Raw genomic sequence first — 24610 nt, 5'->3', positions numbered from 1 at the left:
GCCCGCGGCGCGCCCTCAGCAGAGGCAGCCCACGAACGTGCCCGAGAACAGCGGTCGCTCCATCACGGCGGCGCCGCACGTCGGGCACGTATCGCCGAGCTTGAGCTCCCGGGGCTGCGGCGCCGGCTTCGTTGGCTGCGCGGAAGCGGAAGAGGACGTCCCCGCGACCGCGAGCGGCTGGAACTCCACGATCGACACGCGCGAGAACCCCTGCCTCGGCGTGGCGCTGCGCTGCGGCGACGCCAGGAGATCCAGCTTGCTGCGGACCGGCAGGATGGGCCGCGACATGTTGATGTACGCGAGCTCGATCGTGTAGAGCGCCGGATCGAGCATGCGCGGGTCCTCCGGCTGGACGATCCCGTGCTGGAAGGCCTCGATCAGCATGTCGACGTCCGTCCTCGCGTTGCGGTTGCGCGCGGCGTCGACCAGGAAGAGGCCATTGCCGTAGTAGGCGGCGTTGAGCCAGAAGCCGGTGCCCGCGGTGTGGTAGCCGCCGGTCGCCCACTTGTACCCGCGCAGCGAGCGCACGTGTGTCGTCAGCGCGTTCGCGAGCGCGTACGACGTCATGCCGAGGGGCAAGAGGCTCACGAGCGCCGCCGGGTGGAAGTTCAGGCAATCGCTGCAACAGACAGGCACCGTCGGCACGAGCGCCTGCGCGGGATCGATGCAGACCTGGACTTCCGATTCGCTGCGATAGCAGCCGGTAAAACACGAATGCCGCTCGACGGCGGCCAGGAGCGCGGCGGGAAGTGCCATGCGGGGAACTATACCGTCCACGAGGGCGCATGGCTGCCACGAGGCGCAGCGCCGCCGCCGTCGTCCGAGGCGTGCGCGCCGCGGCGAGCCCAGGTGTTCGCGACGTTCGCGCGCACGTGCCCGCGTGGTCGCGTCTCGCCTGCTCGCATGATTGTGGGCAGACGAGCGCAATTGCGTCCTTCGTGCGCCTGTCACAGGATCGCTGCGTGCCGATCGCCGTACACCCTGAGCGCTTGCTCCGCTGTCGGTGCGTCCTCGATGGAGAACGCGCAGAGCGGCGCGGGCTCCGGTCCAGCGCGGGCGTCAGCGCCTCGTGTCCATCGGAGTGCCGCGCGGACGCACAGGCGGCGTGACGGGGCGGGAGCGCTCGCTGCTCGTCGCGCTCGCCGGCGCGCTCTCGGCGCTGATCCCGGCGCTCGCGCTCTCGGGGTTCACGGTCGACGACGCCCTGATCACGGCGCGTTATGCGCACCACCTCGCCCTGGGGCTGGGCTACCGCTTCAACGCGGCCGGGCCGGTGACCGACGGCGTGACGCCGCTCGGGTGGGCGTTCGTGCTGGCGCCGTTCGCGGCCGGCGGGCCGCTCGCCGCGCTCGCGGCCGCGAAGGCGCTCGGCGCCCTCGCGTGGACGCTCGCCGCCGGCGTCCTGGCGCTCGCGATCGATCGGGCGTCCGCCCGTCCCATCCGGTTCGCCGCGCTCGCGCTCGTGCCGGCGTCGGCGCCGCTCGCCGCCTGGAGCGTGGCGGGCATGGAGACGGGCGTCGTCGCGGCGCTCGGGGCGCTCGCCGTCGCGTTACCGACGCTCGGCGGCGCGCTCGGCGGCGCGGCCTGCGCCGGGGCCGCGGCGGCGCTCCGGCCGGAGCTCCTGCCGTTCGCGCTCGTCGTCGCGCTCGCGGCCCAGGCGGCTCCGCGCCGCGACGCCGGAGGGGGCGCCCCGCCGCGCCCCGCGTGGGCGCGAGCGCTCGCCGCGCTCGCGCTCGCGGGCCTGCCCTTCGTCGCCGTGGCCGTGGCGCGCCTCGCGATCTTCGGGCGGGCCGCGCCGCTCGCCGCGCTGGCGAAGGCGCCGGACGCGGCGCTCGGGGCCCGGTACGCGCTCGCGTGTTTCCTCCTGACCGGGCCTCTGGCGCTGATCGCGCCGGGCGCGTGGCGCGCGCTCCCCGCGTGGCCGCGCGGGCTGCTCGCCGCGATCGCGGTGCACTTCCTCGCGGTCGCGGCGGCGGGCGGCGACTGGATGCCGCTGTCGCGGCTCGTCGTCCCGGCGCTGCCCGCCGTGGTGCTCGCGGCGGCCCACGTCGCCTCGGTGGCCGGCGCGCGCGCCACGGCGCTCCGGCTCGCGCTCGCGCTCGCGGGGGAGCTCTTCGTGATGGTCCGGGTCGGGCCGACCGCCGCGCGGGTGGGCAGCGACAGGCTGCGCGTCGTCGAGGAGCTCCGCGGCGCGCTCGCCGGGGCGGAGGTCGTCGCGGCGCTCGACGTCGGCTGGCTCGGGGCGGCGACGGGCGCGACCCTCGTCGATCTCGCGGGCGTCACGGATCCGGCGATCGCGGCGCTGCCCGGCGGGCACACGACGAAGCGGATCCCCGGGGCGCTGCTCGACGCGCGCCGGGTGGACGCGCTGGTGCTGCTGCTCGCCGGGGGCGAGGCGCTCGCGTCGCCGTGGCCCGCGTCGCGGTTCGCGCGCGGGGTGGAGCAGCGCGTCGCGCGCCTGCCGGGCGCCGGCGACGCGTTCGCTCCCGTGGCGGTGAGCGGCGTCCCGCACCTCCGCTACGTCGTGCTGCGGCGGCCCGCGGGCGGCGCGGACGCAGGCCAGGCGCCCCCTGACGCGGGCGCGCAGCGCGACAGGTAGGTGAGCCGGCGAGGTGCGCCAGCGTGTGCGCCGCGCCGACGCGCGCGCCTGCGCCGCCATATGCGTCCAGGCGAGGTGGCTCGGCGAGGTGATCGGCCGCGGTGAGCCGGCGCGCACGCCGCGCGGCGTCGAGCGAAGTGACAGTGGACGGACGGCGCGTGCCGCTGGCACGCTGTGCAATAGCGGCAGAGCGCCCGCCAGGAGCGCGTCAGCTCGATGCAGGCAGGAGAGGTCGTCGACGACCGGTTCGAGATCGAGGAGCACGTCGCCTCGGGCGCGACGGCGCGCGTGTACCGCGCGCGCGACCTCCGGTCCGGCGAGCTCGTCGCCCTCAAGCTCCTCCAGATAGCCGCGACCGCGTCGCTGAGCGCCCTCGCGCGCGAGCACCTCGCCCTCGCGACGCTCGCGATCCCCGGCGTCGCCCGTTACGTCGCGCACGGAGCGACGGGCGGGGGCCGGCTCTACCTCGCGATGGAGTGGCTCGATGGCGAGACCCTCTCGGAGCGGCTCGATCGCGGCCCGCTCACGCTCGCCGAGGGCCTCACGCTCGCCGCGCGCATCGCCGAGACGCTCGCCGCCGTCCACCAGCTCGGGTTCGTGCACTGCGACGTGAAGCCGGGCAACCTCATCCTCGAGGGCGGCGACCTCCAGCGCGTCCGGCTCATCGACTTCGGCGTCGCGCGCTTCTCCGGGGATGATGAGGAGGAGTTCCCGGCGCTCGGCGACATCCGCGGCACGCCCCAGTACATGGCCCCGGAGCAGGCCCGCGGCGAGCCGCAGATCGACGCGCGCGCCGACGTGTTCGCGCTCGGCAGCGTGCTCTTCGAGTGCCTCACCGGGCGCGCCGCGTTCGGCGGCAGCGACCCGCTCTCGGTCCTCATGAAGGTCCTCCTCGAGGAGCCGCCGCGGCTCGGGGAGCTCCGCGACGACGTCCCGGCCTGGCTCGATCGGCTCGTCGCGCGGATGCTGTCGAAGGCGCGGGAGTCCCGGCCGCGCGACGCGGGCGTCGTCGCGGCGGCGCTCGCCTCGGAGGCGCTGGACTCGCGCCTCGACGCGGGCCCGCCGTCGCTGCAGCCCCCGTCGTCCCACCCGCCGGCGCAGCGCGGCCGCGAGATCACGACCAGCGAGCGGAAGGTCATGTGCCTCCTGCTCGCCCGGGAGGGCCAGGCCGACGCGGAGGCGACGCTCTCCGACGTCGAGGACGAGGCGAGGGCGCGGGCGATCCGCGAGATCGTCGAGCGCCACCGCGGCCGGATCGAGCTCCTGGAGGCGCGGTGGCTGCTCGTGACGCTCTCGGGATCGGCCGCGCCCACCGACCTCGCGGCGCAGGCGGCCCGCTGCGCCCTCTCGCTCAGGGAGCTGCTCGGCGGCGCCCGCCTCTCGCTCGTCATCGGCCGGGCCGAGGTCGCCGCGCGGCTGCCGGTCGGCGCGGTGATCGATCGCCTCGTGCAGCTCGTGCAGGGCAGCCGCGAGCCGCTCCATCCGGCGGCGATCCGCATCGACGACACGACCGCGGGCCTGCTCGGCGCGCGGTTCGACGCCACCCGGGACGCGTCGGGGTGCTGGCTCCACGGCGCGCGCGAGGAGCCCCAGACGCAGCCCTCGCTCCTCGGCCGGCCGGCGCCCTACGTCGGGCGCGAGCGCGAGCTCGGGCTGATCGAGGCCGAGATCGACGCCTGCGTCCGCGGGGCGGCCCCGGGCGCGGTGCTGGTGACGGGCGCGGTGGGCTCGGGCAAATCGCGCCTCTGCTACGAGCTCGTCCGCGCGCTCGGGTCGCGCGGCGAGCCCCTCGCCGTGTGGCTCGGCCAGGCGGACCCGATGAGCGCGGGCTCCGCCTTCGGCCTGCTCCAGCGCGCGCTCCGCCGCGGGCTCGGCCTGCGCGACGGCGAGCCGATCGACTCGAAGCGGCGCAAGATCCGCGCGCGCGTCGAGCGCCGCTGCGGCGCCGCGGCGGCCGCGCGCGTCGCGCCGTTCCTCGGCGAGCTCGCGGGCGCGCCGTTCCCGGACGACGACGACGTGCAGCTCAGGGCGGCGCGGCGGCACCCGCTCCTGATGAGCGACCAGCTGCGCCTCGCGTGGGAGGATTTCCTCGACGCCGAGTGCGCCGCGCAGCCGGTGCTCCTCGTGCTCGACGACCTGCACTGGGGCGACCTGCCGACCGTGACGCTCGTCGAGGCCGCGCTGCGCAACCTGAAGGGCAGGCGGTTCGCGGTGCTCGCGCTGGCGCGGCCCGGCGTGCACGAGCTCTTCCCGGGGCTCTGGGGGCCTCACCTCGTCCGGGAGGTCCGCCTCGCTTCGCTCGCGCCGTCGGGCGGCGAGCGGCTCGTGCGGGAGGCGCTCGGCGCCCGGGCGAGCGCGGAGCTCGTGAGGACGCTCGTCGAGCGCGCCGACGGCAACGTGTTTTATCTGGAGGAGCAGATCCGCGCCGCCGCCCGCGGCCGGACCGCGGCGCCGCCGGAGACGGTGCTCGCGATGGTGCAGGCCGGGCTCGACGCGCTCGACCCGGAGGCGCGCCGCGTGCTGCGCGCCGCGAGCGTCTTCGGCGAGGCGTTCACCGAGGCGGGGGTCGCCGCGCTCGTGGGCCGGTCGGAGGTCGCGCGCGAGCTCGACGAGCTCGCGCGGCACGAGGCGATCGTGCGGATCGGGCCGCGGGGCGCGGCCGGCGACGCCGCGCTCCGGTTCCGCCACGCGCTCATCCGCGAGGCCGCCTACGGCATGCTGACCGAGGGCGACCGGCGGCTCGGCCACGCGCTCGCGGGCGGCTTCCTCGCGCAGCGCGGCGAGGCCGATCCCATGGCGCTCGCCGAGCACTTCGAGCGCGGCGGCGAGCCCGCGCGCGCGGCCACGGCGTACCTCGCGGCGGCGCGGCAGGCGCTGCGGGGCAACGACCTCGGCGCGGTGCTGGCGCGCGCGGCGCGCGGCGTCGCGTGTGATCCGGCGCCCGCCACCGTGGGCGAGCTCCGCCTTCTCGAGAGCCAGGCGCACTTCTGGCGCGGCGATCTCGCGCTCGCCGAGGAGCGCGCCGCGGCCGCCGCGGAGCACCTCGCGGAGGGCTCCGCCGCCTGGTTCGCCGCGCTGACCCGGATCATCATCGCCGCGGGCGCCACGGGCGGCCTCGAGCGGGTCGAGCGCTGGGCCGCCGTCGCGCGCGACACGCCTGCGCCCCTCGAGGACGGGAGCTCCGCCAAGAGCGCCTGCCTGAGCTCCGCCGCGCTCATGCTGATCTTCGGCGGCCGCTACGCGCTGGCCGACGCGCTGCTCGAGGGCGCGGAGCGCGCGATCGAGGGCGCCCCGGCGCCGGATCTCGAGGCCGTGGCGAACCTCCACGAGGCGCGCGCGATCCGCGCCCACGCGGGCGGGGACCCGGGCGCGAGCCTCGCGGGCATCGCGGCGGCGCTCGCGGCGTTCGAGCAGGCCGGCGACGTGCGGCGGGCGTGCATGGCGCGCATGAACCTCGGCTACTCGTACGGCCAGGTGGGTCAGCTCGAGGAGGCCGAGGCGGCGCTGCGCCAGGCGCTCGCCGAGTCGGAGCGCATGGAGCTGCGCGGCACCACGGCGTACGTCCTCCAGAACCTCGGCCTGGTGCTCTCGTACCGAGGCCGGCTCGACGAGGCGAGGTCGGTCGAGGAGACCGCGTGCGCGATGCTGGAGCGCCACGGCGACGTGCGGATGGAAGGCTGCGCGCGCGTCTACCTCGCGAGCATCCTGCTCCTCGCGGGTGATCCCGAGGCGGCGGCGCGCGAGGCGCGGGCAGCGGACGCGATCCTCGAGCGGGCGCCGCCGATGCGCGCCTACGCCGTCGCGGTGCTCGGGCGCGCGCTGCTCCACCTCGGCAGCCCTGGCGACGCGCTCGCCGCCGCCGAGCGCGCGCGCGCGCTGCTCGACGAGGTGGGCGTGGAGGAGGGCGAGTCGGTGGTGCGCCTGGTCTACGCCGAGGCGCTGTCGGTCTGCGGGCGCGGCGCCGAGGCCGCGCGGGCGATCGCCGAGGCGCGCGATCGCCTGCTCGCGCGCGCCGAGAAGATCAGCGACAGCGCGTTCCGGGCGCACTTCCTGGAGCGGGCCGTGGACAACGCGCGCACGCTCGAGCTCGCGCGGGCGTGGCTGGGCGAGGCGGCGGAGTAGCCGACTCCGGTCGACCGCGCAGCGAGGGATCGATGGCGCCCGATCACCCGGTGTGGGTGAGGTTTGCGCGCGCCATGGCCCCGTTGATGCGGCTCACGGCGCAGCTGATGGCGAATGTCGTCGAGGTGTCGGGCGGCAGGCCGATGCGCGTGCTCGACGTGGCGGCGGGCCACGGCGTCTTCGGGATCAAGATCGTCCCGAACGAGGACCGCGTCTCGCCCCCGAGCGCGGCCGCGTTCGCCATGACGATGCTCGTCCAGACGCCGCGGGGCGACGCGTACACGGACGCGGAGCTCGGCGCGATGTTCGGCCGCGCGGGGTTCTCGCGGACGGAGTTTCATCCGCTGCCGCCCTCGACGCAGCACCTGGCCATTTCCTACCGCTAGCGAGCGGGCGGCGCGGCCTCCTGACGGCGAGCGAGCGGGCGACGCGACCTCCTGACCGCGAGCGAGCGATCGGTGCGACGCCTCGTCGGAGGGCGGGTCGGCCAGGTCGTTTACACTGGGAGGCGGCGATGAGGAGCCGCCCTTTCATCACGCTGCGCCTCCCCAGGGTCGTTCATCCGGGCGAGGCGTTCGACGTCGGGCTCTCGCTCGAGAGCGCCGCGAAGACGCCCATCAACTTCGTGCGCGTGGCCCTGCGGCACACGCACGAGCGGCTGGTTCCGGGCGAGGGGACGTTCGAGGTTCGCGATCTGCTCCTCCTCAGCGAGGAGGTGGCCGGGGAGGGGCGGCTCGGCGAGGGGATTCACCGCTACCGGGTCGCGTTCGCGCTGCCGGGTGATCTCCCGCCGACGTTCGCCGGCGCCTTCCAGGCGTGCCGGTGCGAGGTCCGCGCGCACGTCTCCATTCCGTGGTGGCTCGACGCGCGGGAGAGCCAGGAGGTGCTCGTCCGGCCCAGATCCGCGCAGCGGCCGGACGACGGGCCGTTCATCGACGCGAGCCACCGGGGGCGCGGCGCCTTCGTCGAGGTGTCGCTGCCGGGCCGGACCCTCACCCCGGGCGCGATCGTGACCGGGGCCGTCGCCTTCGGGGGTCTCCCGGGGCGCTACCCCTTCGGGCTCCGCGTCGCGCTGGTCGGCAACGGGGTGGAGCAGGTGAACGCGCGCGGCGGTTCGTACGAGAGCTGCCCGAACGTGTTCTTCCAGGATGTCACAGGCGTCGCCGAGGGAACCGAGGTGCCTTTCCGCATCTCTCTGCCGGGCGATCTCGCGCCGTCCTTCCGCCTCCGCGAGGTTGCCCTGGAGTACGCGCTGGAGGTGACGATCGAGCACCTGGCGGGCGGCGAGCTGGTGCGGCACCGCGTGCCGGTGATCGTCGGCCTGTTCGAGCCGCGGGCCGGGCGCGACGGAAAGCGGCCCCGGATCGGCGCGGATCGCTGGCGCGCGGTCTGGGCGCGCGCGGGGCGGCGGGTGGGGCTCTCGCTGGAGCGGGGGCTGCGGCTCCGCGGCGTGCGCGCGGGTTGCGCTGTCGAGGTGGCCTCTGCCGTGAAGGGGTTGAGGGCCGGCCTGGGCGCGACGGTGCGGTTCGCGGAGCCCTGGGGGTTGCGCCTCGACGTGCAGTGGCGGCGCGTGCTGGAGCTCGATGGGCTGGAGACGGGGGACGAGGGATTCGATCGGCGCTTCCGGGCGGCGGGACGGGACGAGGCGCAGGTGCTGGCCGTGCTCGGGCCTGCGCTCCGGCGCGCGCTGCGTGCTTTCCATCGGGCCGACGTGGACGACAGGGAGGCGTGGGTGTGGAGCGCCGCGGAGGCGTCGGACGAGCAGGCGCTCGACGCGTTCCTGGCGCAGGTCGACGCGCTCGCGCGGGCGCTCGCGCAGGCCGGCGCGGCGCTGCCGCCGCCGGCGGCGATGGCGGCGTGGCTGCCCGCGTGGCGCCGCTTCGCGGAGGAGAGCGACGGGGTGCTCCGGGCGGGTTCGATGCGGCTCTCGGGGACGCTCGAGGGGGCGCGGTTCGAGCTGGAGACGCTGTTCAAGGGGGCCGTTCCTGCGAGGACGCGGGTCTCGCTGCGGCTGGATCCGCCGATCGAGGGCGCGGCCAGGCCGAGGAACGCGGCGGAGCAGGGGATCGCAGCGGCGATGCTGGAGCAGGCGGCGCGCCTCGGGGGCGTTGCGGATGCGGAGGAGGGGGTGGCGGTGGCGCCGGGCGCGATCGCGGTGGTGATCGGGGCGCCGCTCGCGGATCCGGCGGCGGCGCGGGAGGTGCTGCGTCCCATGCTGGCGCTCGCGCGGCAGATGCGGGGGGAGGGGCGCGGCGGGCCGTACCGGTGAGGGGGAGCGAGGGCGGGGACGGGACATGGCCGGGGTCTGGTCGGCAGGGCAGGCGGGTATGTCGGACATGGCCCGGGGTCTGGTCGGCGGGGCAGGCGGGTATGTCGGACATGGCCCGGGGTCTGGTCGGCAGGGCAGGTCGGCATGTCGGAGTTGGCCTGGGGCCTGGTCGGCGAGGCAGGCCGGTATGTCGGAGTTGCCCCGGCGGCTGATCGGCAGGGCAGGCGGGTAGGTCGCGAGTTGGTCCGGGAGCTATCCGGAGCGCGCTCGGAGCTCCGAGACCGCGCGGCGGATGCCCTTCACCACGTCGGTCCAGGCTTCGTCGCGATTCTCCCAGAGGGTGACCGGCTTGCCGTCATTCGGCAGCGCCTGGAGCCTGGCGAAGGGCGCGCTGTGCCAGCAGCGATGATGTGCTGACCGTCGGAGCTCACTGCGCATGCGTTGATGCCATCGGCGTGGCCTTCGAGGGTGGAGAGGTGCCGCCCGGTCAAGTGCTCGTGGCGGCTGCGCTCGATGCCGAAGTCGATGAGCTCTCTCGCCACCGCGGCAGTCTACCAGCGCGCATGCGCCGTGCGGCGCGGACCAGGGATTCGAGCGGCGTGTCCGCGCTCCCGGCCCCCGATCCTCAGTCCCAGCGGTCGAGCTTGTAGGTGACCCGCCCGTTCTTCGTTGTGACGCGGAAGAGGTAATCCCACTTGCCGGTGCTCTTCTGGAGCTTGATCCCGCAGGCTGACGCCTCCTTGGCTCCCGCGATGGTCGCGTTCTTCGCGTACGCCTCCATGGTGGCGCGGATGCCGTGGTACTCGCTTCGCAGGTCTTCCGGGAAGAAGCCGCCGCTGCGCTCGTGGTTCACGTCTCGCGCGCCGTCGAGGAGGAAGAAGACCGACTGGCCCTGGTGCGGGTACTTGTCCGGGCCGTCCCACATCGTCGGCTGGAGCGCGATCGCCGTGACGTCCTGGAGCTGCCCCGCCTTCAGGTTCCACGCGCTCGCCGGCGAGCCGTTGACGTAGAGGTACCAGCTCACCTGGTTCCGCTTTTCTTCGCGATCCCACTGGAGGATGGGCGGTGAATCAGGGTTCGTGGCCGTCACCAGCGCCGCGTACGACGCCTTCTGCTCGGGCACGAAGAACTCGATGCGCTCCGCGTCCGCGAGCACGGTCCGCTGGAACTTCTCCCAGGTCATGACGACCGGCGGCTGCTCCACGGACGCTGCGGCCGTGGCGATCTTGGCCTTCAGGTGGCCGAAGACACCGCCCTTGGGCGCACCCGCCTTCGGCTTCCACAGCGCCTGGATGTCTTCCAGCCTGGCGAACCGGCGTTCCAGCGCGCCGGCCGAGCCGAGCTTCTGCACGATGGCCTCGGCCTGCGCGATGTTGCCGGCGCTCGGCGCCGCCTGGGGGCGCTGGTAGAGGAGCGGGTGCATCTTGGCGTCGAACTTCGCCTTGATGTCGGCGAAGCCGAGCCCGGCCTGGATATCCTCCAGGAGGGTGCCGATCATGCCGCTGCGCACGTGGCAGAACCCGGCCGGCGCGGTCGCCGCGGCGAGCCATGTGATGTTGTCGCGGGCGACGGGGTTCTTCGTCGCCGCGCGCGCCTCATGCAGATCGACAAGCCACTTCGCCACGCCGATGCACTTCTCCGATCGGTAGAGGTTCCCGGTGGTCAGGAGGGTGTACGCCTGCCTCACGACCTCGAGCGGGAACTCGGCGAGCCCTCGGCAGAGGGTGCCGTGGTCCTGGAGCTTCTCGGCGATGACCTGCGAGGTCGTCTGCACGGCGGACGGCTTGAAGACGAGCTCCCGCCCCGGCGCGACGGCCATGTGCTTCCAGGAGAAGGGCGGCGTCTGGCTCTTGTTGCTCGGCATCCCCCACGTGTGCTCGTCGGAGAGGAAGACGCCGGTCACCTTCGCGCGCGCGACGAGGCGCGCCATGGCCTCGACGGAGCTCCGGAAGAACGGCGGCGCTGCATCGGGGGCCCACGCGATCGACGTCGCGGTCCCGTCGGGCGCGACCTTCACCAGCCCGCCGAAGCGATCGACGAAGCGGCGGCACGCGCTGCATGTGTAGTGCTGGCGCCGCTCCGCAGGGAGCCCGACGAGGAACGCGTCGAAGAGGCCGGCGGCGTCCGTGGTGAAGAGGCGCGCGCCGCCGGCGGTCCCCTCGCCGAAGCGGGCGCGGATGGCTTCGAGGAAGGCCGGGTACCGTTCGTCGTCGATCGGCTCAGCCTGAGACGTCGTGATCGCGTCGGACATCGCGTGCTCCTTGATGGGCGTCGGTGCGGCCATCGTAGCTCGGTCCGCTTCGTTTCGAGCGCCGTTCACGGCGGCGCTGCATCCAGCGCCCGCGTCGTCGCTGTCAGCTCCGCCTCGGCCGGGGCGAGCCGCGCCTCTCGAGCGCGGCGGCGAGCCCGCGCGCGCGGCCACGGCGTACGCGTGGTCGTATCCATCCCGTGGTGGCCCGTCGCGACACGGCCTGCGGCCGGTCCGCAATCCACGTCGCTCGCGTGGGGTCCGGGATTCTCTGGACCGCGGTTCGCTGTGTTCGCGCGGAAGCGACCGCGGTGGACCCCGCGGCGCCGACCCTCCGCGGCGCCGCAAATCCTTGGCGCCAGGCCGCGCGCCCGGGCGATACTGGCGTCTTCTCACCCGAGGGACGCCCATGAAAGACATCCTGTCTGCTCGCCTGGAGTCAGGCGCTTTCTCCGCCGACGCGGTCGAGCTGTACGAGCTCACCGGCTGCGAGGTCATCTCGCAGCTGTTCGAGTTCCAGCTCCACATCGTGTGCAAGAGCCCGGAGGGGCTCGACGAGGAGGCGCTGCTCGCGGAGCCCGCCGCCCTGGTGTTCCTCCGGGGCGACCGCGAGGAGCGGCGGCTGTTCGGCGAGATCGCGGTCGTGCGCGACGCGCTCCTCACCGAGGCGTCGCACATGGCGTACACCCTCACGTTCGTGCCGCGCGCCTTCCGCATGACGCTCACCGAGACGTCGGAGATCTTCATGGACCTCTCGGTCCCGGAGATCCTCAAGAAGAAGCTCGAGCGCGCGGGCCTGTGCGAGGGCGACGACTTCGAGCTCCGCCTGGTCGGGTCGTATCCGCCCCGCGAGTACGTGGTGCAGTACCGGGAGACGGATCTCCAGTTCGCCTCGCGCCTGGCCGAGCACCTCGGCATCTCGTTCTTCTTCGAGCACCGGGACGACCGCGACGTCATCGTCTTCACCGACGCGAACAGCGGTTTTCCGCCCATCCCCGGCGGCGGTCGCGCGTACTTCCATCCCCGGGGCGAGCACGTCGGCGTCCACCGGATCGAGGGCACGACGCGCAAGGTCCCGGGCCGCTACGTGGTCAAGGACTACAACTACCGCACGCCGCACGTGCCGCTCATGGCGGCCGCGGCGGTCTCCGACGCGGCCGGCGGCGGCATCGTCGAGTACGGGGCGCACTTCAAGACGCCCGACGAGGGCGAGCGCATCGCGGCCATCCGGGCCGAGGAGCTGCGCGCGGGCCGCAAGGTCTTCGAGGGGGCGAGCGACGTGCAGGCCCTCGGCGCCGGGGCGCGGTTCACGCTCGAGGGGCACCCGCGCGGCGACATCGAGCTCTTGCTCGTCGAGGTGCGCCACAGGCTGCAGCAGGCGACGATGAACATGGGGACGGGCGGCGAGCGCGCCTATGCGAACGAGCTGCGGGCGATCCCCTTCGCCACGACCTACCGCCCGCCGCGCGTCACCCCCAAGCCCAGGGTGCACGGGGCCATCACGGGGGTCATCGACGCGGCCGAGAAGGGCCAGTACGCGGAGGTCGACGAGGCCGGCCGCTACCGCGTGCGCTTCCAGTTCGACACGAGCGGCGCCGAGGACGGCAAGGCCTCCAGGCTGGTCCGCATGGCCCAGCCCCATGCGGGCGCGGGCTACGGGTTCCACTTCCCGCTCCGGAGCGGCGTCGAGGTCATCCTCACGTGCATCGACGGCGACCCGGACCGGCCCATCATCACCGGCGCGGTGCCCAACCCGCAGACCCCGAGCACGGTCGGGGCGAAGAACGGGCGGCGGAACGTCATCCGCACGGGCGGCGGCAACGAGATCAACATCGACGACACCGAGGGGGAGGAGCGCATCAAGCTGTCGACGCCGTTCGGGGGCGCCACGTTCCAGCTCGGCGCGCCGAACACGCCCGAGGCGGGGGCGGCGCTCACGACGACCGAGGCCTTCACGGCGGTCGGCGCCGCCGGCGTCAACACGCTCACCTCGGTCAGCACCACGCTCGCGGACGTGGCGTCCCTCTGGGCCTCGTCCAGCATCACCCATTTCGCCAGCGGCGCATCGAGCATCCGGAGCGCGCTGCTCGGCGACAAAGGCGTGAAGATAGTCAACGGGATCGCGAGCGTCGCGAAGGGCGCGCTCGACGGCTTCAAGAAGTGGGACGCCTACCAGCAAGCCCAGGCGGATGAAGCGGCCGTCGTCGAGGAGGAGCGCATGAAGAGAGCGCTCGCGGAGGCCCAGAAGAAGGATCCCTATCCCGAGCTCGATCCGCCGATGAGGTTCGATCGTTACGGCGTCCCGAGGTCGATGACGAAGGAGGAATGGGAAACGGAGCGGCCCGCGTACGCGAAGGCGGTCGAGGCGACCAGGCGCTTCACCGAGGCGAAGAAGCAAGCAGAGGATCTGAAGAAGACGCTCGCCGAAGAGGACCTGACACGGCGGCAATGGGCCGCGGGGGTCGATGCGGCCTCGGAGCTCGGCAAGGGCGCGAAGGGGCTCATCGATGGCTACAAAGCACGCGAGGACCTCATCAACAACAGCGCACAGCGGGCCGGGAAGGCCGCGGACGCCGCGAGCGTGGCCACGGCGAAGAGCATGGCCGCGGCGACCACCTCCTTCGCCGGCGTGGCCCGCGTCGCGGGCGTGGTGCCCGGCATCGGCTCCCCCCATTTCCTCGGCGGCGCGGTCAACTCGGCCGTGCTGATCGGCATGGCCGACGCCTTCGTCGGCGGCACCGCGAGCGCCGCCCTGTCCTCGGGCGGACAGGCCATCGTCGCCGGGGGTACGGCGGCGATGCTGAAGTCGCCGGTCACCGTCTCGATCGGAGCGGGCGCCAGAACGCTCATCACAGCCGGAGCGAAGCTCGACCTTCTCTCGCGCGGCAGCTACGTGTCCAGGTCGACCGGCCCCTCACGAACTCACAGCCGAGGACCCATGAAAATCTCAACGTCCTCCTCGCTCGACGTCAGCGCCAAGAACACGCAAATCAAGTCCAACGGGGCCATCGCGATCCAGTCCACCGACAAGACAACAATAAGCGCCGCTGCAGATCTGGACGAGACGGGCGCCAACATCAGCCTCAAAGCAAACGCCAAAGCGGAGGTCAGAGGTGGAAGCTCCGTGGAGGTCAAGGGCGGCGACTGGGGAATGACAGCAGTGGCCAGCAAGGTCACCGTAGGCAACGGCGCCGATGGCCTCGAGGTCACCAGCGGGATGACCGAGATCCGCAAGGGCGCATCCAAGTGCACCGTCACCGCGGGCGTCGCCAGGCTGGCAAAGGGAAACAACAGCGTCCAGTGCTCGTCGTCGAAGGTGACGGTGAACGGCAGCCGGATCGACCTCGGTTAGCGCTCAGCGAATCATCAGCCAGGCGACAAGCACGAAGGGGGCCAGGAGCAAGATAGCGATGCAGGGCAGAACGATGGCCATCTGGCGCCGGTCTACTTTGATCCTCTCCTGCTCCTCCCGCCGCCGCTGCTCCTCCTGCTGAGCGAGTGCCTTCTTGAAGGAGGCCATCATTTCTGAACCGGACGGGAAACCGAGATCCTCTCGGCTCGACTTCTTGGGTCTGGGCTCCCTCCGACTGTCGAAGAGCAGCGCGCCCCCCGGATCAAATTTCCATGCGAGCCCCTCCGTACCGAAGAGCCAGAACGCACCATCGGGGCATACGGCAAGGGTCATCTCGTCTCGGGGCAACCCGTCGCGCTTCGACTCCAGGACGATGCTCTGCTCGCCCATCGCGCTGATGCGCACCAGTTGCTCGCGGCGGAGGAGATAGGCATTGCCGTGAACATCAGCACCTAGGTTGCAATATACTGACATCGGCGAGTCGGACGAGATCGCCACGCCGTAGATTTTTCGTCCGCTGGCATCGAATCGGGCTATCTCATCCCGACTTATCAAGTAGACCGACCCGTCCGGACCACAATGGATGCGCGCCCCACAGGCGCACATTTGCACAGGATGGTCGGCAAGCTCACGCGGTCCTCGCAGACTATCGTCCGTGTGCCCCCCTGAAGCGCTGGGAGGCCAGACGGGTATCTCCACGCCGTTCGAAGCAATCCGCCGCAACTTATTCCCTTCCAGGATAAGAAGCGAGCCATCGACGCAACAGGTCAAGTCGTCACCGCCGCTAAGCTCCTCGACGATTCCCTGCGGCGCGCGTTGTGCCCCATCCTCGGCCGTGCCGGTCTCGGAGGACAGCCAGGGTTGCGGTGACTTGTTCTGGACTGTCACGAGGAGCGAGCCCCCGGGGGAGAGCAGGAGGCGCTTGGCCTGCGGGCGACCGCGCTGGATCCAGCGGACGCGCAACGAGGGATCGACGGACCAGAGCAGGTGATCGTACCGGAACTTCGGCTCGAAGTTCTTGCCCGAGAACCAGCGCCCCTGCGTGGCTGCGCAGTACAGGTTGCCCTCCGAGTCGACGGCCACCTGCGGCGGCTCGTCTTCCCAGTCGAACAGCCCCGCCTCGACGGCCTCCGCGGCAGGGGCTCCGTCCGTGATCGACGGATCGAAGCAGAGAAACCAGCTCACCGCCACCTTCCTCCGCCCGCGGAACACGAAGTCGTCCGGCACGTGCACGCTCGCGTTGCAGAACCTGCACACGCACGCGCGCGTCACGCCATCGAACGGCACCGGCGATCCGCACTGCGGGCAGGGAAACGTCGCCGCCTCGGCCGCACCTTCCGACGCCATGGCGGCCGGATCCGGGTCTTCGCCGACCACGTGCGTGATGCTCGGGAGCGCTCCGGCGAGCTCTGTGGGAACCGTTCGCACCCAGGTCCGCTTCGCGCACCGCGCGCACGTGACCGTCGCCTGCTCGCGCACCTCGCGGATGTCCTCGATGGGAATTTCCTTGTCGCAGCCCTGGCAGGAGGGCGCGCGCCGCGTGTAGGCAGCCGAGAGCTTGCCCGCGGACGTGGACCGCCCCTCCTTCAGCAGCATCTTCGGGCCGTCGTGGATCGGATGGCGGAGCAGCGCCTTCCAGAGATCATCGGCGAGCGCCGCGGGCCTTCCGCAGCTCGCGCAGCTCACCTCGCGGGCCAGCGTGTTCACCGGCATCGGCAGCCGGCAGGTGCCGCACTCCGTCTCCACCTTCACCGCGACGCAGATCATGGGTGTCTTCCGCTCCCCGATGCCTCTCGATCACCAGAGGGGCTCCCTCGGGCGTGCTCCGGCGAAAGCGCACCTGACGCGAGGCTATCGTGCCCGTTTTCGCGGGTCCAGCGCGGGGCCTGCCGGCCCGAGCGCGTCCAGGTGTCGCGCTCCATGCGCGGCGTGGCCAGGGGCTGGTCGGCGAGGCGGGCCGGCATGTCTGGACATGATCGCGTGCTGAGCCTGAGGGTTGGAGCGGGACGTCGAGCGGAGCGCCGTGTTTACTCCCGGCGCCGGTCCTCGCGGCGGCCGCCGATCGCCACGGCGACCGTCGCGCTGACGAACACGATCTGCATCAGCGTTCGTGGCACGAGCGGCGTCACCGGGCTGCCGCCCAGCGTGAGCCCCGCGCGCGCGGCATGCACGTTCGCAGGGAACATCGCCACGAGCAGCACCGTCAGCCCCGCAGCCGTCCACGGCGCGAGCCGCGGAGCCAGGAGCGCCGCCGCGCCTGCGATCTCCAGGACCCCCGTCGCGGCCACGAGGACCTCCGGGGAGGGCAGCGCCGGCGGCACCATCGCCACGAGCTCTGCCTTGAGCCACAGGAGGTACAGCCGCAGCGGCACGCCGACGCTCTCCGTGAAGGCGTGCATGAACCGCCCCGGCGAGAGCCGCGCGACGCGGGCCAGGGCTTCGAGCGACGTGTCCGCGTCTCCGGCGCCCGCTCGCAGCTGGCGCAGCACCCGCTGGACGCCCGGGTGCCTCGGCCTCGGCGAGGAGGGCGGGAGCGCGATCCCCAGCGCCTCGAACACGCCGGGCAGCGCCGCCGAGAGCCCGGCCTCTCCGCGCTCGGCGATGCGCGACCGCAGCCGATCCGACGTCTCGTTGCCCATGACCTCGATGGGCGACGCCCCGAGCGCCTGGGCGAGCCCATCTCCGACGTCGCTCTCCGGCTCGATGAACGCGATGAGCACACGGGCGCCCGACGCGTCGATCGCGTGCGCGGTGTCCGGGGCCGTGAGGACGGCGCCTCCCGGCTGGAACGGGCCCCTGTCGGCCGTCCCGACCTGCAGCTCCCCGTCGAGCGCCAGCACGAGGTGCCAGCAATGGTGGGCGTGCAGCGTGCTCCGCTCTCCAGGGCCCCACGTCGCCAGCACGGAGGGCCACGGGCGCAGGGCGCCCGCGGGCGCGGCGAGGCCTGTCGTTCTCGGCGGGAGGAGCATCGGTCCGGAGTCTACCCGGTCGCAGCGGACGCCTTGGCTGGGCGCATCGCGCAAGCGCCGCGCCTCTCGGGCGCGCTGCGCTGCTGCGTGCCGCTCGCAGAGCTGCCGCCCTACCGTCCGATGCGCGCGCGGATGGCGGCGCGCCTCTCCGCCGAGAGCGTGTCGAGGTAGGAATCGGACAGGGGCGCGGCGAACCTCCGGCGCGTGCCGCTCGGAGACGAGCCACCCGCGCCCGCGCGACCACGCCCCGCTGGACAACCGTCGCCGTCCAGGATTCTCTCATCCCGGATGACAGCTCGCCGGTTCAAGCGCGGCAGCCCCGAGCGCGCCGTCGCCTACGTCCGCGTCTCCACGGACGCCGCGTGCGCATCGGCTCAAGAGCAGCGTCAGGCGATCGAGGCCTGGTCCAGCCGGGAACGCGTCGAGATCGCGTCCTGGCACGAGGATCGCGGGGAGGACACCACCGCCCGGCCCGGCTTCACCGCGGCGCTCGAGGGGCTCACCCTCGCCGGCGCCGGCCTGCTCGCGGTCGCGAGCGAGGACCGCATCAGCATCGTGGGGATCAGCGGCCCGTACCGGTTCGCCGCGGGCGAGCGCGGCGCGCGCCTCGTGACCGCCGACGGGCGCGGGATGCCGGACGGGACGCACCGCTGCCCGATCTGCGGCGATCCCTTGGAGCTGTGGCCTCGCCACCCGCGCGTGGTGTGCGGGCTCTGCAAGCATGAGGCCACGGACGAGGGCGGGCGGCCTCTCGAGTTCTTCAACACGACGTTCGACGGCGGCTTCGGGGCGCGCTACGCCGATACCGGCGAGCCTCGGGACGGCCGCGCCTGCGTCATCCGGGGCGTGAGGTGTCGCGCCGACGAGGCCCGGTTCGGCGGGATCGTGATCGAGGCCATCGACGAGACACCGTAGGAGCTCGACGGCGCTTGCCGCGCGCCCCGCGGATCACCGGGGTCGGGCGCGAAGCGCGTCGACCGCGCGCCGGATGCCCTTGGCCACCTCGGTCCAGGCTTCGTCCTGGTTTTGCCAGGAGGTGACCGCCTTACCATCGACCGGAAGCGCCTGGAGCCGGGCGAAGGGGGCGCTGTGCCAGTCGGTCGGCCGGAGAAGAACCGGGATGACCCGGGCTTTGCCGGCGTCGTGGCGCTCTAGGGCGCGCTTCATCTCCCTGTCGAAGCAATAATCGGAGGCGAGGAAATCGGCGCTCACGAGGAGCAGGATCACGTCCGCCTCTTCGAGGTTCCTGTCGATCTGGCCGGCCCACTCGTCGCCGGCTGCAATGCGGCGGTCGTGCCAGCCCCGGACCAGGCCGTCGCGCTCGAGGGGGGCGAGGTGCTTCTCCAGGTCGTTGCGGAGCCCCTCGTCCTCGTGGGAATAACTGAAGAAGAGGCGGACGGGGACGGTCGTCAAGAGGCTATCGCTCGGCGTCGAGGCGCGGAGAGCAGGCGATGCGGAGAGCAGCGGCTCGTCGTCCGGGATGCGCAGACCGGGAAACAGCGCATCGAGCTCGCCCGGCTCGAAGCGGCAGAGGTTGGCGGCGTGCCAGAAGCCGCCTGCGATGTTGCCGCCGAGCTTGTAGCGGCCGTCGGGGCGGAAGGCGACCCAGCCCTCGGGGAGCTTGAGGAGTATGGCGAGGCAGGCGCCGGAGCGCACGTCCCAGAGGCGGATCGTGGTGTCGTGAGAACAGGAAAACAGGGTAGCGCCGTCGGGACTGAATGCCACGCTCGTGACCGCATCCAAATGCCCTGTCAGAACGCGAACGAGCTCACCAGTCGACGCGTCCCAGAGATGGATGCTCTCGTCGAATGAGCCGGATGCGAGAAACGCACCGCTCGGACTGAACGCGACGCTGGCGACGGGGGAAGTATGGCCCAGCAGCATGCCTGTCGCTTCGCCAGTCGCCGCTCGCCACAAGAACACCTTGTGATCGAAGCCGCCTGAAGCAAGCGTCACACCGTCAGGGCTGAAGGCCACGCTCGTGACACTGCTCGCATGCCGCTGAAGCTCGTGCCTCATGCTAGCGTCTGCTATCCGCCAGATCCGGACGGTCCCATCTCCCGAGCCCGAGGCCAAGGCCGCACCGTCAGGACTGAACGTCACGCTCCGGACACCGCTCCTGTCGACTCGGAGCACATGCAACGGCGCCCCGGTCGTCGCTGCCCAGAGTCGCAGTGTGCCGTCCTCGGAGCCGGAAGCCAGCGTTGCGCCATCGGGACTGAACGCGACACTCGATACGGCGAGGAGATGTCCTTCTAGCGTGTGCGCATGCTTGCCCGTGCTCCTGTGCCAGAGCCGGACGGTGTTGTTGTGCAAGCCCGCAGCGATGGTCAGGCCATCGGGGCTGAGAGCGAGATTCGTCAAATAGCCGATGCTCCCCGGTTGAATGCTCGACACGTTCCCCGTCGCCAGGCTCCAGAGATGAATACCGCGTTCGGGGAATGTGGTGGCGGTGGTCATCGTCGCACCGTCACGGCTCAGAGCCATTTTCGTGACGATCTGGGGGCGCCCCTTCAGCACGTGCAGCGTTTCTCCCCTCGACGCCTGCCAGAGCCGTACGATGCCGTCGTCAGCGCCTGTGGCCAGGATCGCCCCGTCAGGGCTGAAAGCTACACTCGGCACACGTCCTGAATGGCCCTCCAGCACGCGCAACGTCTCTCCCGTCGAAGCCCGCCAGAGGCGCGCTGTGCCGTCGCGGGAACCGGAAGCCAGCGTGACGCCGTCGTGGCTGAACGCCACGCCCAGCACCGCACCCGAATGCCCCTCGAGAACGCGCAGCGTCTCCCCCGTCGACACCCGCCGGAGCCGCACTCTGCCGTCGCGGGAGCCGGTAGCGAGCACCGCGCCATCGTGACTGAACGCCGCGCTCGACAGGCGGTCGACGTGGCCACCGAACTCTCGAAGCAGCCGCCCTGTCGACGCTTGCCAGAAGCGCACCGTGGCGTCGTGGGAGCAGGACACCAGCGTGTCCTCCGAAGGACTGAAGGCCACGAACGAGATGCCATGGGGCTGATTTCGTAGCACCCTGACCTCGGTGAAGGTGGTCATGTCCCAGAGCCGGATCTCCTGATCCGAAGAGCCGGAAGCGAGCGTCTTGCCGTCAAGGCTGAACGCCACGCTCATCACGGCCCGCGAGTGTCCCTTCAGCACGCAGAGCGCATTACCAGTAGAAACATCCCATATCCGGACCGTGCCATCCTTCGAGCCGGTAGCGAGCGTCTCGCCGTCAGGGCTGAACGCGATGCTCATGACCGGACCGGAGTGCCCCGTCAGCATGCGCAGGGGACTGCCGGTCGCCAGGTCCCACAGCGCGAGCCCATCCGCATGGCCGGAGGCCAGCAGCGCCCCGTCAGGACTGATCGCCACGGCGCCGCATTCCCCGACCTGCACCCAGGTCGGCTCGAAGCTCGCCGCCTCCGGCATCGCCGCGCCGAACGTATCGCACCCGTCGAACCGCGCGCCCCGCGCCCCCACGAGCTTCGCCCCACGCAGCCTCATCGAGGCGAGCTTCGCCCCCGTCAGATCCGCGCCAACAAGCCGCCCCCGCACCGCCGTCGCCCGCGTAAGATCCGCCCCGCAGAGCGTCGCCCCGGAGAGATCCGCCCCATCGAGCAGCGCCCCCGCCATCCGCGCCCCGCTCAGGTTCGCCCCCACGAGCTTCGCCTCGCGCAGATCTGCTTCTCGCAGATCGCATCCGCGGAGGTCCTTCCCGGACAGATCCTGTCCCCGCAGATCCGCCCCCGCAAGGTTCATCCGCTCACGCACCCCGAGCCCCATCCGCCCGTCGATCCGCAGCGCGTTCCCCGCCGCCACCGCCCCCCACGCCCCAGCGAGCGCGTTCCGCGCCCACCGCGCCGTCGCCCCGCGTCCGGCGAGCGCCCCGAAGAAATCCGCCATCAAGTCGCTCGCCTCCCGCTGCGCGAGCGCCGCTGCCTCCCCGGAGCGCTGCACCTCCTCGGCCGCCGCCCGCGCCACCAGCCACTCGAGCACCGACTGGTGGATGAACCGGAAGTTCTCCTGGTCGTCCCACACGAGCAGCGTCCCCGACCCGATCTGGTGCTTCGTCACATCCAGATCGAGCTCGTGCCGACCGAGCGCCTGCAGCGCCGCGATGAGCTCCACCGGCAGCTCGCGGATGTTCACGCTCTGCTCCGTCCGGTGCCACAGCCGCGTCGCGAGCTCCGTCACCGCGCGCCACCGCTGCGCCACCGACAACCCCGGCTGCGCGCCCTTCGGGTGCGCGCGCTCGTACTCCCAGACGAGCCACCGATCCAGGAGCAGCTTGTAGAGCCCCGCCGAGGTGATCTCGCCGTCTCCCGCCTTCGCTTGCCGCAGCTGCGCCGCATCGATCTCGGCGATGAACCCCAGCATCCGCGGGTTCGCCGACAGGCCGAGCAGGTCCTTCACCTCTGCGAGCAGCTGCATTCGCTCGTCGGCCGCCTCCTCGCTATCGAGCCGGTTCACCAGGAACCTGCGGATCTGCGCTCCTGTGAAAGGCTGCAGACGTGCGAGCCGGTAGCCGGGCAGCAAGGCGGCCTTCTCCGCGAGCGCGGACCTCACCTGCTGCTCCGAGATGAAATGCTGGCTCCGGCTCGTCACCACCACCTTCGCCGCCTTGCCCTGCGCCGCCTGGATCAGCGTGTCGAAGTGCTCGACCGCGCGGTCGTACGTCACGCGGAAGGCGAGCTCGTCGAAGCCGTCGAACAGGAGCGCGATCCGCCCCTCGGCCAGCATATGCCGGAACGCGGGCAGATCGATCTTGCCGAGCCCCGCGAGCGCGAGGTGCTGCGCGATGAGCGCGTTCAGGTCGCGCGCCTTCTCCAGCGCGCGCATCTCGATCAGCACCGGCGTCAGCGGGCCGCCCGCCTTGCCCATCCGCCGCGCGAGCTCGTGCAGGAGGAACGTCTTGCCCGTGCCGAAGTCCCCGAGCACCAGCACGAACCGGCTGTGCTCCGAGTCGAGCAGCTCCGCGACGGCGTCGAGCGCGCGCTCGTGCAGCACGTCCTCCTGGCCCGTCGTGAGCGCGACGCGCTGGTCGACGTAGAGATCCGGCGGATACGTGAGATCCCGCTCGAGGCCCGCGTTCTGCCACGCCAGGTAGCCGCGGAAGTCGATGAGCCCCTGGTACTCGAGGAACCGCACGAGGCGCACGCGCCGCGCGCTCGCGTAACGCACGAGCTCCTCCGGCGCGGGCTCGCCGCCGTAGACCAGCGTGGACACGAGGCCCGGATCCTCGCGCCGGTACGACGCGTCGATGCTCTCGATGAACGCGGAGACCGCCTCGGTCGAGATGCCGCTCTCGAGCGCCGCGAGCGGCGCGATCCGGACGATGCCGCCCTCGTTGACCGAGACGCGAAGGTAGACGCCGAAGGGGAGGGGCGCGTCGAACCACTCGATCTTCACGCCCTCGGGCTCGCGCAGCCTGCACACGCGCTCGACCCGCGAGAGGAAGTCGTCGCTGCGCCCTTCCCCGGGCAGGAGGATGTCGTCGCCGTGCGGCTCCGCGTGATTGCCCCGCACGCGCGCCGGGAAGCGGCGCATCCTCGCGCCTCGCTCGGCGCGCGCAGGCGCAAGAAAACGCCTCAGAAACGCGACGAGGAACTCCGCCGAGGCGCGGCACGCGAACGCGCGGAAGCTGTCGTCCTTGTCGTGATCGGCGTGATCCGAGACGGCCTTCGCGATGATCGACCGCCTCCCGAGGCGCTCCGCGACGTAGCCGATCGCCGCGGCTTCCATCTCGACGCCGAGCACCTTCCGCCCGATCGGCTTCAGCCGCTCGAACAGCCCCGCGTCCTCCTGCACCGCCTTGCCCGTGGCGATCGGGCCGATGTGCACGCGGAACGGCCGGGCCGGCGGCGGGCCGTCCGGGTGGAGCAGGCGATCCCGGCGGACCTGCGCCACGCCCGCCTCCGTGAGCTCGAGGCCGCCGTCGCCGATGCGGAGCGCGCCCGCCGCCTCCAGCTCGCCGATGCGCTCGGTCCAGCCCGGGCACCGCGCCGCGCGCTCCGGCCGCGAGACGGGCGGCGGGCCCCCCTCCACCTGGCTCTCGTAGAGCGCGTGCCGGAGCCACCACGCCTGCGAGGGCTTCGACGGCGGGCGCTCGGCCGCGAACGCAACCTGCCGCTCGAACTCGCGCGCGAAGAGCGCTGCATCCATGTTCCACGTGCGCTCGAGGTTGTACGTCTCGATGTCGTGGAAGAACGCGCCCTCGCTGCCGTGGTGGGCGACGCGCTTGCCCTCGTCGTAGCTGTAGACCCGGTCGGCGACGATGACGTCGCCGAGCGACACCTCGCCGCGCTTGCCGGCGCAGATGCCGCACATCGCGAGGCACCCTGGATCGAGCTCCTCGATGAGCCCCTGCGCCCTCGCCGCCGCCGCGCTCTCGCCCATCCGCCCCGACCACGCCGCGGCGACGCGGAGCGGCTCGCCGCGGTCGTTCGGGAGGTCGCGGACGAAGTACGGGAACCCGCCCGGATCCCGCGCCTCCCGCCAGCCGTCTCGACCACCCTCGCCGAGCGCGAGCACCGCCTCGAGCTCGTCCTGCAGCGCGGTGACGATCAGCGCGTCGACGCGCCCTGTAACGATGTCCGCTGGCACGGGTCCACTCTAACAACAGGCGCTCACGTTCCGGGCTCGGTCCAGGTCGAGACCTGGCCGAGCGCTGGTGGTCAGATCCTGAAGGGACCCTGACCTGGCGGTCCCCCTCGGCTTCGAGGCACCCCCCAGGTCGAGACCTGGCAAAGCGCCCGTCACCAGATCCTGAGCAGGGCCAGACCTGGCGGTCCCCTCGTTTTCGAGGCCCGCCCAGATCGAGATCTGTCCGAGCGCTCGTCGCCAGACGCTGAGCAGGGCCCAGACCTGGCGGTCCCCTCGTTTTCGAGGCCCCGCCCAGATCGAGATCTGTCCGAGCGCTCGTCGCCAGACGTTGAGCAGGGCCCAGACCTGGCGGTCCCCTCGTTTTCGAGGCCCCGCCCAGGTCGAGACCTCCAGCGAGGCTCCCCGGGGGAGCCTCCGGCCAGATCCGAGCCTGGCCGCCCGCCGCGCGGGCCTT

The 24610-nt window shown here is 72.4% G+C and carries 10 protein-coding genes and 1 pseudogene; 6 read left to right on the top strand and 5 right to left on the bottom strand.

What is annotated here, in order from left to right; all coding sequences use genetic code 11:
• Positions 1-15 precede the first annotated feature (15 nt).
• Positions 16-756, bottom strand: coding sequence for a hypothetical protein (locus WMF44_RS19835; protein WP_437300684.1), 741 nt, complete (start codon positions 754-756; stop codon positions 16-18).
• 313 nt (positions 757-1069) lie between these two features.
• Here WMF44_RS19835 and WMF44_RS19830 point away from each other — a divergent pair, with 313 nt between their 5' ends.
• From WMF44_RS19830 to WMF44_RS19815, 4 genes are all read left to right on the top strand, one after another.
• A complete protein-coding gene (locus WMF44_RS19830) occupies positions 1070-2599 on the top strand; it encodes a hypothetical protein (RefSeq protein WP_437300683.1) in 1530 nt (509 codons plus the stop codon).
• Positions 2600-2815: 216 nt separating this feature from the next.
• Positions 2816-6721 (top strand): serine/threonine-protein kinase, encoded by a 3906-nt coding sequence (locus WMF44_RS19825; RefSeq protein ID WP_437300682.1) that lies wholly within the window; start codon positions 2816-2818, stop codon positions 6719-6721.
• A 74-nt stretch (positions 6722-6795) separates the two neighbouring features.
• Positions 6796-7107, top strand: coding sequence for a hypothetical protein (locus WMF44_RS19820; protein WP_437300681.1), 312 nt, complete (start codon positions 6796-6798; stop codon positions 7105-7107).
• A gap of 128 nt (positions 7108-7235) precedes the next feature.
• The gene (locus WMF44_RS19815) at positions 7236-8990 is read left to right on the top strand and encodes a hypothetical protein (protein ID WP_437300680.1); all 1755 of its coding nucleotides are present in this window, start codon (positions 7236-7238) and stop codon (positions 8988-8990) included.
• Between the two features lie 625 nt (positions 8991-9615).
• On the opposite strand, the gene WMF44_RS19810 is transcribed toward WMF44_RS19815, so the two are convergent.
• Positions 9616-11274, bottom strand: a complete 1659-nt coding sequence (locus tag WMF44_RS19810) for a hypothetical protein (protein ID WP_437300679.1) — start codon at positions 11272-11274, stop codon at positions 9616-9618.
• Positions 11275-11647: 373 nt separating this feature from the next.
• Between WMF44_RS19810 and tssI the strand changes: the two genes are divergently transcribed.
• The gene (gene tssI, locus WMF44_RS19805; protein ID WP_437300678.1) at positions 11648-14590 is read left to right on the top strand and encodes a type VI secretion system tip protein TssI/VgrG; all 2943 of its coding nucleotides are present in this window, start codon (positions 11648-11650) and stop codon (positions 14588-14590) included.
• Positions 14591-14593: 3 nt separating this feature from the next.
• On the opposite strand, the gene WMF44_RS19800 is transcribed toward tssI, so the two are convergent.
• Together WMF44_RS19800 and WMF44_RS19795 are read right to left on the bottom strand one after the other, a co-directional pair.
• Positions 14594-16186 (bottom strand): hypothetical protein, encoded by a 1593-nt coding sequence (locus tag WMF44_RS19800; protein ID WP_437300677.1) that lies wholly within the window; start codon positions 16184-16186, stop codon positions 14594-14596.
• Between the two features lie 431 nt (positions 16187-16617).
• A pseudogene (locus WMF44_RS19795) lies at positions 16618-16932 on the bottom strand (DoxX family protein); the annotation flags it as partial.
• Positions 16933-17847: 915 nt separating this feature from the next.
• Between WMF44_RS19795 and WMF44_RS19790 the strand changes: the two are divergent.
• Entirely contained in the window at positions 17848-18474 is a 627-nt protein-coding gene (locus tag WMF44_RS19790) for a recombinase family protein (protein ID WP_437300676.1), read from the top strand.
• A 33-nt stretch (positions 18475-18507) separates the two neighbouring features.
• On the opposite strand, the gene WMF44_RS19785 is transcribed toward WMF44_RS19790, so the two are convergent.
• Entirely contained in the window at positions 18508-24156 is a 5649-nt protein-coding gene (locus WMF44_RS19785) for a pentapeptide repeat-containing protein (RefSeq protein WP_437300675.1), read from the bottom strand.
• Positions 24157-24610 lie beyond the last annotated feature (454 nt).

Origin of the sequence: Sorangium sp. So ce426 (genome assembly GCF_051475585.1) — a bacterium.
GTDB classification, from domain to species: Bacteria; Myxococcota_A; Polyangia; order Polyangiales; family Polyangiaceae; genus Sorangium; species Sorangium cellulosum_B.
The sequence above is the reverse complement of the archived record's forward strand: the minus strand, read 5'-3'. Positions and strand labels throughout refer to the sequence as shown.

Excerpts from the sequence above, each read along its gene's own strand:
- WMF44_RS19825 (WP_437300682.1), top strand. The coding sequence starts at position 2,816 with ATGCAGGCAGGAGAGGTCGTCGACGACCGGTTCGAGATCGAGGAGCAC.
- WMF44_RS19790 (WP_437300676.1), top strand. The coding sequence starts at position 17,848 with ATGACAGCTCGCCGGTTCAAGCGCGGCAGCCCCGAGCGCGCCGTCGCC.
- WMF44_RS19800 (WP_437300677.1), bottom strand. The coding sequence starts at position 16,186 with ATGCTGCTGAAGGAGGGGCGGTCCACGTCCGCGGGCAAGCTCTCGGCT.
- WMF44_RS19810 (WP_437300679.1), bottom strand. The coding sequence starts at position 11,274 with ATGGCCGCACCGACGCCCATCAAGGAGCACGCGATGTCCGACGCGATC.
- WMF44_RS19835 (WP_437300684.1), bottom strand. The coding sequence starts at position 756 with ATGGCACTTCCCGCCGCGCTCCTGGCCGCCGTCGAGCGGCATTCGTGT.
- tssI (WP_437300678.1), top strand. The coding sequence starts at position 11,648 with ATGAAAGACATCCTGTCTGCTCGCCTGGAGTCAGGCGCTTTCTCCGCC.
- WMF44_RS19815 (WP_437300680.1), top strand. The coding sequence starts at position 7,236 with ATGAGGAGCCGCCCTTTCATCACGCTGCGCCTCCCCAGGGTCGTTCAT.
- WMF44_RS19820 (WP_437300681.1), top strand. The coding sequence starts at position 6,796 with ATGGCCCCGTTGATGCGGCTCACGGCGCAGCTGATGGCGAATGTCGTC.